Below are 12,604 nucleotides of genomic sequence, written 5' to 3' on the forward strand. Positions count from 1 at the left end.
CATGGCTACTCCCACCTAGGAATGAATCGATTCATTCGGCGGGATGCTACGGCGTCCACCCCCATGTCGTCCAGGGATTCGACAGCCGCACTCGGGGCGGGACGTGAACCCGGCAACGAGCGGCCGAATCCGTCGATGGCCTGATTCCTACGGGTCGATCGGGAGGGTCAACACCCTTGATCGTGAGGGTTGTTGCTGTCCATGGACCTGCGCTGCCGACCTTGCACCCGGAACGTGGCTCACGGGTCACCGTTCACACGTCGTCGCCTCCGTGCGATCGGCGGCACTCCACCGCGTCGACACACTCCGCCGGTATCGTTTCAATCCACGGCCGTGGACACCCGATCTCTGGAAGGCGGCACTCGCCCGAAGAGCGGGCACTCCACGTGCCCGACTACGCGTTCTGGATCGCGTTCACCAGGCCGGCGACGAGGTGGGCCCGCTCGACCATGGCGTCGATCACCAGGTACTCGTGGTCGGCGTGGGCGCCACCGCCGACGGCCCCGAGGCCGTCCAGTGTCGGTACGCCCAGCGCCGCCGTGAAGTTGCCGTCGCTTCCGCCGCCGACCGCCTTGCCTTCGAGGTCGGGAAGCAGTCGCTGCGCCAGCGCGAAGAGCTTCGTCGATGCCGACTCGGGCATCGGGGGTCGGCCGACGGCTCCCTGAACGGTGATCCGGGCTCCTTCGAGATGCGGAGCGAGTGCCGCGAAGGCGGATTCGATGCGTTCCTTCTCCGTGGCCGACTCGACCCGGACGTCGACGATGACGGTCGCTTCCGCGGGAACGACGTTGTCCAGGGTTCCCGCGGACGCGACGGTCGGGGTGACGGTCGTGCCGATGTCGGGTCGGCTGAGCGCCGCGATGTCCAGGACCTGGTGGGAGGCTTCGATCAGCGCGTTGACGCCGGCTTCGGGCTCAAGGCCGGCGTGTGATGCCCGGCCCGTGATGGTGACTTGGAACGTGCCGCAGCCTTTGCGGCCGGTCTTCAGGGCGCCGCCGTCAGCGGCGCCCTCGAGCACCAGCACGGCGCCGCAGGCGAGGGCTCGTTCTTCGAGGAGGGCGCGCGAGGAGCGGGAGCCGACCTCTTCGTCGGCGGTCATCAGGATCTCGACGCCTGAACGGTCATCGAGCGTCGCCAGGCCGTGAACGGCCTGCACCAGACCGCCCAGCATGTCGAAGACCCCGGGGCCGGTCGCGTGCCCGTCCTCGACCCGGAACGGGCGGCGTTCCAGGGTGCCGAGCGGAAACACGGTGTCGTGGTGGCCGAGGATCAGCACCTTGGGATCCCCGCCGGCCGACCAGTGGACGTGCGGTCCGGCCGCACTCTCGATCAGGACGGCCTGCCCGCCGAGACGGCTCTCGATGACAGCGGCGACAGCTTCGGCCGATGCCGTCAGAGCGTTGAGGTCGCGCGATGGAGACTCGATTTCGACGAGTGTCCTGAGGTCATCGAGCATCGCTTCAACGCTCGCGTCGGCAGTTCTGCGCATCGTCACGGCGCAAGGTTACTCGGCGACGTCGTGGTGGTCGGCGGTGCGGAAGGCGGTCTCACGTGTCCGAGGACGGGACCGGTGGCCGAAGTGCCCGGGCCAGCCGGTCGACGGCGGCGCCGTCCGCGGGTGCCGTTCCGGTGAGGGTGCCGACCAGTGCCTGGGCGAGGACGGTCGCGGTGCCGATCCGTGTGTCTTCCCGCTCGTCGCCGGTGACCTTTCCGATCACGGCGTCGCGCACCGACTGCGAGATGTCGAGGCCCCCGAACAGCTCGGGGAAGGACAGTGCCATCAGACACACGCCCACGTTGGCGGAGAGGATGGACTGACCGGCCAGTTCGGGGGTCGTACGCAGCCGCCCCGCCTCACGGCAGCGCTCCACGACCGACAGCAGCAGGGCCTGCGCTTCCTTGATCGCCTGTGGTTTGGCGCTTCCCGTCGGCGTGAACATCAGCCGGTAGAGGTGCGGGTTGCCGAGTGCGAACGCGACATGGCTGTCCCAGGCCGTGCGCAGGTCCGCCACCGGATCGTCGGTGAGCGGGTTCCGCCTCTTGTTGGCGAGGAAGCGCTCGAAGCCGATGTCGGCCACCGCGGTGAGCAGCCCCTCTTTGTCGCCGAACTGGCGGTAGATCTCCGGCATGCCGACTTTGGCCCGGTCGCAGATGGCCCGGGTCGAGATCGCCAGGGCGTCCTTGGTCGCGAGCAGTTCCGCGGTGGCTTCCAGGATGCGCTCCCGTGCTGTCGACATGACTCCGATGATATCAGCGCTAACAGGTTGAGCCTGGGCGTATCCGGGTCAGGTAGAGGCTCATCGCGAAGATTAGTAATCGTTGATTACGTGATGTGTTAGCGTTGAAAACACCTTGGGGGCTGGCCCGCCTGCCGGCCCGCCCTCCGGCCGCTTCCAAGGTGTTGCCCGAGTGTTCGTAGCGAGAGAGCCCCGCCCCAACTTCCCAGTGCACGACGCCTGACAAGCGCCCCGCCACTCCACGACTGCAAAGGACCTCCCATGACCGCGTCCACCACCCTGCGCGATGTGATCGGCCTTCCGAACGAGCTGCCGCTTCTGAGTGAGTCGGTCCTCATCATGATCGACTTTCAGAACACGTACCGCAGCGGCGTCATGCGGCTCGACGACGCCGAGGAGGCCGTGGCCGCCGGCGCCCGCCTCCTCGCAGCCGCCCGCGCCGCGGGCACTCCGGTCGTCCACGTCGTGAATGACGGCGGTGAGGGCACTCCGTACGACATACGGGCCGAGATCGGCTCGATCAGCGACGAAGTCGCTCCGATCGAGGGCGAGAAGGTGGTCGTCAAGCAGTTCCCCAATGCCTTCCACGGCACGGACCTCGAAGCGACCCTGCGGGACCTCGGCGCCGGCGGCGAGCTGGTCATCGCCGGGTTCATGACCCACATGTGCGTCCTGTTCACCGCACAGGGCGCCTTCAACCTCGGCTACCGCCCGACCGTCGTCGCCGAGGCCACCGCGACCCGCCCCCTGCGGGCACCGGACGGAACCACCCTTCCGTCGCACGTCCTGCAGACCGCGAGCCTGACCACGGTCTCCGACCTGTTCGGTACGGTCGCCGGCACCGTCGACGCCCTCCAGGCCTCAAGGCCGGCGATCTGACGCACTCGGATATGGCTCGGGCCGCAGCCGTCATGGCTGCGGCCCCGGCCTGGCCTTGAGTGGATGCAGGAGATGACTATCTGTCAGGCGGGTTCGTCCCCTCGCCGTTTGGGGCGGCCACCGGCCGGGTCGGGGCGCTCCGCCGGACCCACGACGCACGCGCCCGCGCTGCTGCTGCGGTTCGGTCGAGCGTGCCGGGCGATGAGTTGTTCGTGTGTGAGCCGTTGCACTCGGGTCGGAGAGTCACGGTTGGCTAAAGACTGTTCCTTTTTGATCTTGTTGTTTTGTAAAGTGCGCAGGCCGTGGTCGTGGACCAGGCGTGCGGGTATCCGTGGGGGGAGCCGGCGGGCGGTACACGTCCGAGCGTCCGAGCGACTGAGCGCGTGCCCGCTCTCGCGCGCTCGTGAGGACGTCCTTTCGCATGCTGAGTTATGTCAACCGTCCGGCGTACCGGGTGGTGATACGAGCCGCCGGTCTGACCGTGGCGGCCGTGCTCGCCCTGGTGGTCGGCGGATCGGCGCCGTCGCCGGCCGGCACCCCCGGATCGTCATCGGCCTCGGCCGACCTGCCGGCCGTCCAAGCCGCTGCCGCCGCCCCGATGCTGCCGCTGTTCGGCCGGAAGGCCGACGGCCATCTCTACGACTACGAACCGGTGGGCACCGGGGGAGTCCGGGCGGCGGTGGACCTGGGCGGCGGATTCTCCGTCGCCACCGCGTTCGTCCAGACGAAGACGTCCGACAGTGGCAGTGGTGTCGACCTGTACTACCGGGTCGGCGGGACGCTCTACTACACCGCCGGCCGTGGCACGGAGACGAAGGTCGTCGGTGGCGGGTGGGATGCCTACAACGCGCTGGTGTCGCCGGGGAACCTGGGCGGCAGTGCCGATCCCGACCTGCTGGCCCGGGACGCCGCGGGCGCGTTGTGGCTCTACCAGGGCAAGCCCGACGGCACCTTCGCCGCGAAGGTCCAGGCCGGAACCGCCGGCTGGAACGGCATGGACACCCTGGCCGGAGTGGGGGACTACACCGGCGACGGAAAGAACGACGTGATCGCCCGCACCACGGCGGGAGCGCTCTACATCTACCCGGGAACGGGCAGCGTGACGGCCAACGCGATTCTCGGAGCGCGGCTGACGGTGCCGGGAACCGACTGGAAGAACTACACCACCCTGGTGTCGACCGGTGACAACAACGGGGACGGCAAGGCCGACCTGATCGGCCGCGACGCGGCCGGCGCGCTGTGGCTGTTCAAGGGCACCGGTACCGCCGCCACTCCGTTCGCGGCCCGGGTACAGATCGGCACCAGCGGCTGGGGCGCGTTCAACACCCTGTTCTGAGACCGGCGTCCGACTCCGGGTTCGCTTCCAGGCGGGTGTCCGACCCCAGTCGCCCTTCCCCACTTCTCGCCTCCCCCGCTTCCTCCCGCCCCGCGGCCCAGCCCTCCGGCGGCCCCGAGGGCGGCACCAGCAGAAACGGCTCACACCACCCATGCGCACAAACGCGCCACCCTTCCCCCGCCTTCCCCGGCGTCTGCTAGGCCGGATGCTCGCCTCCACCGCCCTGGTGACGGTCGCCGCGGTGACATTCACGGGCAGTCAGATCCAGCCCCTCACCCGGACCGTCCCGGTGGGCGCGGCTGAGGACGCACCCGGCTTCGACCTGGACGCGGCCGCCAAGACCCGTGCCGCCCAGTGCCTGCTCAATCTCATGCAGCGCAAGGGCGGGCAGGAGCTGAAGAGCGTCGCCCGCGGCGGCCTGAACGGCACCGACGCCGAGCTGCTGCAGGCGGCCAACCCGGCGTACTACGCGGATCCGCGGCCACCGCTCGACGGTGCGTACAACAAGGACAAGGCGTCCGCCTCGGCGAAGATGGACGAGCTGTCAGACCGGCATCACGAGTGGGAGAAGTCCCTCAACGTCGAGCCCCCCGCCGGGTACACCAACGTCGGATTCCAGTGGATCGAGCAGAAGGACAACCCCTTCAGCACCACCGGCCTGTCCGGTTGGATCGCCGACCAGTTCTGGCAGTCCGAGTACGACCTGTTCCACGAGGACCAGGCCCCGGTCGCCAACGCGGACTCCGTCGCCGCCGTGACCAAGATCGCCACCACCCGGTACTCCGAGGACCGCCCGGCGGACTACGAGGACTGGAAGGCGTGGACCACGGAGATGCAGTTCATGCATCCCATCTACGCCGACGACGCACGGATCTTCCTGCAGAACGGCGGATTCCCGACCAGCGCCCCCGATCCGGCGAGCATGGAGTACCGGGTCGACGTCGAGGCGCTCAAGGCGCGCTTCGCGTCCTGCACATCCCACAATCCGCCCGACCCGCACCATGTGCTGACGGCCGAGCTGATCACTGCCTCGGCGGAGTGGCAGCAGGAGATCGACGGTCAGCGGGCCCAGCGGGACACCATCCTCGGCGAGGAGGCCCGGGCTTCCGCCGACCTGCAGATCGCCACGCAGGCCCTGGGCGAGGCGCTCGGCCAGTCGACGATCGCCAGCCGGCTCGCGGACTGGCAGGCCTACTGGCTGAAGCAGACCCCGGCCAGCGCCGGCCTGTCCTACCCGGCAGCGTCCGTGTTCACCAAGGTCAAGGCCGATATCGTCAAGGCGCAGGCCATGGCGCTGGGGCGGCTGTTCGTCGCCTCGCGGGCGGCGCAGTCCGCCCAGCTGCACGCGAACACCGCCGTCACCGCCCAGCAGGCCGCGTACGGGATCGCGGATGCCGCGGGGCTGCCCCGCGGTCGCGGACTTCTCTACGGCCAGCAGGCCGTTCAGGTGACCCGGGCGTCCGCGGCTGCCGCCGCGGCGGTGGCGAAGGCGACGGAGACGGCGTCCAACGCCACGCGTGCTTCGGCGGCCGACAGCAAGACCCTCAACGCTCTGGCGCAGACCCAGGCGCACGCCTCGGCCGCCGAGTTCCGCCGGATCGCCGCCCAGGAGGCCGCGGCCCAGGCGAAGGCCGCCGCGGACGGCGCTGCGGTGCAGGCCACCAAGGCGGCGGAGAACGCCACCAAGGCCAAGGCCGCCCAGGCCAAGGCCGAAGCCGCCGAGAACACCGCCAAGAACGCGGCCGCCGACGCGAAGGCCAAGCGCGCCACCGCCGAGACCGAGCGTGACAAGGCCGCCGCCTACCGCGCCACGGCGGACGCCGAACGCGCCAAGGCGAGCGCCGCCGAAGCCCGCGCCCAGGAGCAGCGCACCGCCGCGGCCACCGCACTGAGCGCCGCCCAGACCGCCGGTTCCACCGCGGAGACGCAGCGTGGCGCGGCCGTGGCGGCCGAGATCCGGGCCGCCACGGCGCGCGATCAGGCCGTCGCAGCCGAACGCAACAAGAACGCCACGGCTTCCCGAGCACGAGCCCTGGAAGCCGCCGCGGCAGCGGCCGAAGGCTCCAGTTCGGCCGGAGCCGCCCGCCAGGCCGCCACTGAGGCACGCACCGCGGCCAACCAGGCCGCCAGCGCGGCGACCTCGGCGGGTACCGCCGCCGGGCAGGCCGGCGAGGCCGCCGTCGCGGCCCGCACCGCCGCGACCCAGGCCACCGGTGCGGCGGCACGTTCTCAGGCGGCGTCCGAGGCCGCGGCCGCCGATGTGGTGATCACCGGTGCCGCGGTCAAGAAGGCCCACGCGGCCGCGGCCGAGGCCATCGCCGCGTCCGAGGGCGCCGCGCAGAACGTCAAGAACGCGGAGGCACTGGCGAAGGAGGCCGCCGCCCAGGCGATCACCGCCCGCCAGAACGCGACGGCGGCGCAGAGCGAAGCGGTACTGGCCGCCGCCTCGGCGGTACGCACCGCGGGGTTCGCCTACGCCACCGCCCAGGCCGCCGTCGCCGCCCGTGACAGTGCGGCACAGGTGATCAACCCCGCCAACGACGCGATCGAGCTCGGCTCGCCCTACAAGGAGACCGACGCCTCAGCGGGGCTCGCCGTTCTGAGCGGCCAGGCCGCCAAGACCGCCGCCGAGCAGCAGGCCGCGCTCGCCACGGCGAAGGCGGCGCAGGCCGCCAAGGCCGCCACGGAGGCCAAGGCGCTCGCCGCCAAGGCCGCAGGTGACGCCAAGGCCGCGGCGACCGCCGCCGCCGAAGCCGCGGACTCCGCGTCCAAGGCTGCCGCCTCCGTCGCCCAGGCCCGTGCCTCGGCGGCCGAGGCCGCAACGGCCGCGGCAGCCGCGACCAAGGCGGAGACCAACACCGTCGAATACGACCGGCAGGCGGTCGCGGACTCCCTGGCGGCCAAGGTCGCCGCGGGCGTCGCCGCCGGCGAGGCGACGGCAGCCCGCGCCTCGGCCACCGAGGCCGAACAGGACGCCGCCAGCGCACGCGGCGCCGCCAACGCCGCCCAAGCCGACGCCACCCAGGCCGGCACCATCGCCAGCGCGGCGGAGCGCGACGCCACCAGCGCCGAGACCGCCGCCTCCAACGCCCACGAAAGCGCCACGGAGGCCGATCAGGCCGCCACCCGCGCGGAGGAGGAGCAGCGCCAGCGGATCGAGGCCAACCGCGCCGACCGGGTCAACGGCGCACCGGACACCGGTCCCGACCTCACCGCCGACGAGGAGGCCATCCTCCTGCAGACCTGTGGCCAGGTCTGTGTCGACGAATGGCGCGCGGCGAAGGCAGTGACCGCCCAGGACGTCATCGACTGGATCAAGGCCAACGGCGCCGGGATCATCCTCGACCTCGTCGGGTACACCGACGCGAAGGCGTGCTTCAGCAAGGGCGACATCGAAGCCTGCCTGTGGACGCTGGTCAACGCCGGAAGCTATGCCCTGCTCATCCTGAAGTTTGAAGCCGTGGCCGCCGCCATGGTGAAGATCGGCGCGGGACTCTCCAAGTTCTTCGAGGCCTCCGCCGCCGGGAAGCGGACCCTGGACCGGCTCCGCAAGCTCATCGAGAAGGTCAAGAAGGACCCGGAGCACAAGCCGCCGTGCAAGACGCCGCTGCGAGTGGCGGCGTTCATGCCGTCCGCGGGTGGGTTCGCGCGCACCGGCGTGGTCCAGGCCTCGGCGCACGCCTCGGCCGCCTCGGACGAGTGCGACATCGAGGGGCACGACGGCAGCACGCACGACGGCGACGGTGAGCTCGACCTCGAGATCCTTGACGACCTCGACAAGCGCTACGGGACGGATGCCGCCGACGGCGTGGACTACAACTACAAGAAGATCCACAACGGTACGCCGAAGGAGGCCGCCGACCACACGATTCCCGGGATCGGGATGGACACCGACAAGATGGCCGCCTACTTCGCCAAGTGGCGCGGGAAGGCGACCCACAAGGATCCGTTGACGGGCAACGGCACGGTGTGGGACCCGCAGCACGGGGGTGTCGTTATCATCATCAACTCCCGGTTCATCCACGGATACTCGATGACCGAGGCCAACTTCCTACGAAAGTATGTTCCCCTGCCATGAGGACGAACTTCAGCTTGACCCGGGACGGAGAGTCCTTCCGGGCACGGCTCACCTGGGTTCAGGCGGACGCGATGGTCGGAGCGCTGGTCCTGCTCGCGGATCAGTACTTTTCCGATGCCGCCGTCATCGTGCATCTCGGGATGGGCCGGGACGAGGTCGGGGTGCTGGTGGACAAGCTCGCGGGTGACCACAAGACCACCCGCGACTACGTCCTGGACCTGCGAGAACTGCATGCCGTCCATGCGGCACTGACGGCGGCCGCCACACAGTTCCTCAACAGCTCGACGTATTTCTCGGCGGAGCACTTCCACGTGAAGTTGAGTTTCCACCGGGAGAACTTCGACGCCCTGGCACTGAGCCTCGTCCAAGCGGTATCGGACGTGACCGCCCCGGAGTAAAAGAACCCGCGAGTGGCCTCTCCACGAGAGAGGCCACTCGCGCGGATGAGTTCCCGACCCTCGGCCCGCCGGACCAGTCCGGCGGGCCGACGCATTTCCTGCGAGGGGTCAGGGCGTCACGATGCGGTCGACCGCCGCCGTGTTGGGGTGGCTTCACCCGAAGGGACCAGTGCACGACGTCGTTTGGCGGGTGGGGCTCGGCTCGGCGCGGGGCTCTTCCGGCTTCCGGCCGGACTCGAACCAGTCTGCCGTGCTCGCTGGTGCCCGCGGAACTTTCCCTCAACACTGATCACTAACAGGTGGCGACACCTGCGAAGCGCAGTAGACGCAGCAACGCAGCAAACGCAGCAACGGTCAGACGAGGTTCGCCACCCGCACACCTCCGCCTTCCCGCCACGTTCAGAGGAGCACTTGTGACGCCACCCCTGCAGCAGCCCACCAGGCGTTCGGCCATCAGCCGGAGAGGAGCCCTTGTCGCGGCAGGTCTCCCCGTCGCCGTCGTGGCGCTCCTCGCCTCCGCTGCCGGGCCCGCGGCGGCCGGCACCGCCGGCGCGCCCGGTGTGAACGACCCGTACTTCCCGTTGGCGGGCAACGGGGGCTACCACGTGAAGCACTACGACCTCACCCTCGGCTACGACCCCGGGACCCGCCATCTCGACGGGCGGGCGGTCATCACCGCGCGTTCCACCCAGCAGCTGAACCGCTTCAACCTGGACCTGAACGGGTTGAAGGTCACGAGCATCACGGTCGATCAGGCCACCGCGGCCTTCTCCCGCGACGGACAGGAACTCGTGGTCACCCCGCGGAAGTCCATCGCGAAGGATCGGGAGTTCCGTGCCGTCGTCACGTACAGCGGCATACCCGAGCCGGTCACCGACCCGGACGGCTCCCTGGACGGGTGGATCCCCACGGACGACGGCGCGTTCGTCGCCGGGGAACCGCAGGGCGCCATGACGTGGTTCCCCGCCAACAACCACCCGAAGGACAAGGCGAGCTACGACTTCACCGTCACCGTCCCCCAGGGGCGCAGCGCCGTCGCCAACGGTGTCCTCCTCGGGCAGACCACCTCCGGTGGACGCACCACGTTCCGCTGGCGGCAGTCCGAGCCGATGGCCGCGTACCTCGCCACCGCGACCGTGGGCACGTTCAAGGTCGAGCAGTACACCACCCCGGGCGGCCTCAAGGTCTACAACGCCGTCGACCCTCGTGAGGCGGCCGCCTCAGCACCCGTACTCAAGAAGCTTCCGTCGGTTCTGGACTGGGAGAGCAAGATCTTCGGCCCCTACCCCTTCCGGGCCGCCGGAGCCATCGTGGACCACGCGCCGAAGGTCGGATACGCGCTGGAGACCCAGAGCCGGCCGGTGTACGACCGGGCGCCGGACCTGAGCACCCTGGTCCATGAGAGCGCGCACCAGTGGTTCGGGGACTCCGTCTCCCTCACGACGTGGAAGGACATCTGGCTCAACGAGGGCTTTGCGACCTACGCCGAATGGCTCTACGACGAGCAGCACGGCGGCCAGAGCGCGCAGAAGACCTTCGACGACCTCTACGCCACCCCCGCGGACGACGAACTGTGGTCGTTCGCGCCGGCCGACCCCGGCAGCGGGGAGCACATCTTCGAGGCACCGGTGTACTCACGCGGCGCCATGGCGCTGCAGAAGGTGCGCCAGGCGGTCGGTGACAAGACGTTCCTCCGGATCCTGCGCACCTGGGCGACCGACAACCGCGACGGTCACGGAACCACCGCGCAGTTCATCCGTCTCGCGGAGCGGCAGTCCGGCAAGAAGCTGGACACGCTGTTCCACACCTGGATCGGTACGGCGGGCAAGCCGTCCCGGCCCTGACACGACAGGCAGTACAGGACGGACCTCCCGCCAGGGGCTGACGGCGGGAGGTCCAGGCCCACCCGGCAGGTCCGGCGTCCGGCACGGCTCGCCGACCGGGCCGGTCGCCATGGGGGCGGAGCATCTCCCGACGACCGTCGCGTGCGTGGCCCTAGAGTGGCGCTTCATGCGAAGCCTGGTCCGTCTGCCGAAGGCCCATCTCCACGTCCATCTCGAAGGCGCGATGCGCCCCGCCACCTTCGCGGAACTGGCGGGAAAGCGTGGCGAACAGCCTCTGGACGGAGCGGGCTTCACGTCGTTCGAGGAGTTCATGGCCGTGTACCGCGCCGCTGCCCGACTGGTGCGGGACGGCCCGCGGGACGATCTTCTGCGGCTGGTGCGCGAAGTGGTCGAGGACGCCGCCGCGGACGGAGCGGTATGGATCGAGCCGCAGGTGAACCCCCTGACCTACGAGGACGATCCGGGCGCCGCGCTCGAGCTGCTCGACGCGGTGATCGAGGAGGGCCGCAGTACCGCTGCCCGGCTGGGCATCGGCTTCGGCGTCGTGATGTACGCCCGGCGCAACGCGGACCCCGCGGAGGCCGTCGAGACCGCCCGCCTCGCGGCCCGGCGGGCGGGCGACGGGGTGGTCTCCTTCGGACTGGCCGGGGACGAGGCCCGATACGCTTCCGAGCCGTTCGCCGAAGCCTTCGCCATCGCCCGCCAGGCCGGGCTGATCTCCGCCCCGCATGCGGGGGAACTCGCCGGTCCGGCCGGCGTGCGGGCAGCCCTTGACGTGCTCGGCGCGCGGCGGATCGCCCACGGCGTGCGGGCGGTCGAGGACCCGGCTCTCGTCGCCCGCCTCGCCGAGGAGGGCATCGTCCTCGACGTCTGCCCCACCTCCAACGTCGCCCTCGGCGTCGTGGAGTCCCTGTCCGCGCACCCCCTCCCCGTCCTGCTGCGAGCCGGCGTCCGGTGCACCCTCAACGCCGACGACCCCCTGTTGTTCGGCCCGGGGCTGCTGGAGGAGTACGAAACGGCGCGGACGGCCTTCGCTCTCACCGACCCCCAGATCGCCGCGATCGCCCACACCTCGGTCGAATCCTCTGGCGCGCCGCGCGCGATGGTGGAGGATGCGGTCGCGCGCATCGGCGAATGGCTGGACACGCCGGACATTCTTGACGCGCTGGACACTCTGGACACCTCTGGCCGGGAGACGACAGTCCGGGGTGCCTCGTCGTCCGCAAGGGCTTCCACCGACGCGGTCTGACCTACCCGCTCGCCCGCGCCACGATCGGGTTCGCGCGCGAGCGCGGCGTATTCGATGATCACGCGGCCCGGAGTGGAGATCACCTCGGGTGAACTCCACGTCGGCACGGTGCCCCGCACCGGATACGAGAACCGGTGCGGGGCGCCGAGGCGGTGGGTCAGATTCCTACGATGTTCTCCGCCTGCGGGCCCTTCTGGCCCTGGGTGACGTCGAACTGGACCTTCTGGCCCTCGAAGAGCTCACGGAAGCCCTGGGCGGCGATGTTGGAGTAGTGGGCGAAGACGTCCGGGCCGCCGCCGTCCTGCTCGATGAAGCCGAAGCCCTTTTCCGCGTTGAACCACTTCACGACACCGGTGGCCATGTTTGTCCCCTTGTCCAGGATCTCGGGGCACTGTCTTTGTCAGTGCCCCCGTGTTGAGGTGATCGCCCTGGTCCTCGGACATTGCCGCACAGCACGACGCCCACGGTGCGAACCGCGGGCGTTGAGACTTCGGATCCACGACTACTAGCAGGAAAGTTAGCGGATTCGTACGCGGCCCGCTACATGGAGCAGCCGGACCGGCTCCAGGAATCGTCCCGCGCG

At 70.1% G+C, this 12,604-nt stretch carries 9 protein-coding genes; 6 read left to right on the forward strand and 3 right to left on the reverse strand.

Annotated features, from left to right (window positions below; translation table 11 throughout):
• Positions 1–394: 394 nt before the first annotated feature.
• Both LNW72_RS38315 and LNW72_RS38320 read right to left on the reverse strand, forming a co-directional pair.
• Positions 395–1,489 (reverse strand): M20 family metallopeptidase, encoded by a 1,095-nt coding sequence (locus LNW72_RS38315; RefSeq protein WP_250980470.1) that lies wholly within the window; start codon positions 1,487–1,489, stop codon positions 395–397.
• A gap of 58 nt (positions 1,490–1,547) precedes the next feature.
• Entirely contained in the window at positions 1,548–2,237 is a 690-nt protein-coding gene (locus LNW72_RS38320; protein WP_250979632.1) for a TetR/AcrR family transcriptional regulator, read from the reverse strand.
• Positions 2,238–2,498: 261 nt separating this feature from the next.
• On the opposite strand from LNW72_RS38320, the gene LNW72_RS38325 reads away from it, so the two are divergent.
• The 6 genes from LNW72_RS38325 to add all read left to right on the forward strand — a co-directional run bounded on the left by LNW72_RS38325 (position 2,499) and on the right by add (position 12,021).
• Positions 2,499–3,116, forward strand: coding sequence for an isochorismatase family protein (locus LNW72_RS38325; protein WP_250979633.1), 618 nt, complete (start codon positions 2,499–2,501; stop codon positions 3,114–3,116).
• Positions 3,117–3,537: 421 nt separating this feature from the next.
• Positions 3,538–4,452, forward strand: coding sequence for an FG-GAP-like repeat-containing protein (locus tag LNW72_RS38330; RefSeq protein ID WP_250979634.1), 915 nt, complete (start codon positions 3,538–3,540; stop codon positions 4,450–4,452).
• A 205-nt stretch (positions 4,453–4,657) separates the two neighbouring features.
• The gene (locus LNW72_RS38335) at positions 4,658–8,530 is read left to right on the forward strand and encodes a hypothetical protein (RefSeq protein WP_250979635.1); all 3,873 of its coding nucleotides are present in this window, start codon (positions 4,658–4,660) and stop codon (positions 8,528–8,530) included.
• Complete coding sequence (locus tag LNW72_RS38340) at positions 8,527–8,928, forward strand: hypothetical protein (RefSeq protein ID WP_250979636.1); 402 nt, start codon at positions 8,527–8,529, stop codon at positions 8,926–8,928. Before LNW72_RS38335 ends, LNW72_RS38340 begins: the two co-directional genes overlap by 4 nt.
• A gap of 452 nt (positions 8,929–9,380) precedes the next feature.
• Positions 9,381–10,772: a M1 family metallopeptidase gene (locus LNW72_RS38345; RefSeq protein ID WP_250980471.1), complete on the forward strand. Its 1,392-nt coding sequence runs from the start codon at positions 9,381–9,383 to the stop codon at positions 10,770–10,772.
• Between the two features lie 166 nt (positions 10,773–10,938).
• Positions 10,939–12,021, forward strand: coding sequence for an adenosine deaminase (gene add, locus LNW72_RS38350; RefSeq protein ID WP_250979637.1), 1,083 nt, complete (start codon positions 10,939–10,941; stop codon positions 12,019–12,021).
• Positions 12,022–12,178: 157 nt separating this feature from the next.
• On the opposite strand, the gene LNW72_RS38355 is transcribed toward add, so the two are convergent.
• A complete protein-coding gene (locus LNW72_RS38355) occupies positions 12,179–12,382 on the reverse strand; it encodes a cold-shock protein (RefSeq protein WP_164293274.1) in 204 nt (67 codons plus the stop codon).
• Positions 12,383–12,604 lie beyond the last annotated feature (222 nt).

It is taken from the genome of Streptomyces sp. RKAG293 (assembly GCF_023701745.1).
Taxonomy (GTDB): domain Bacteria; phylum Actinomycetota; class Actinomycetes; order Streptomycetales; family Streptomycetaceae; genus Actinacidiphila.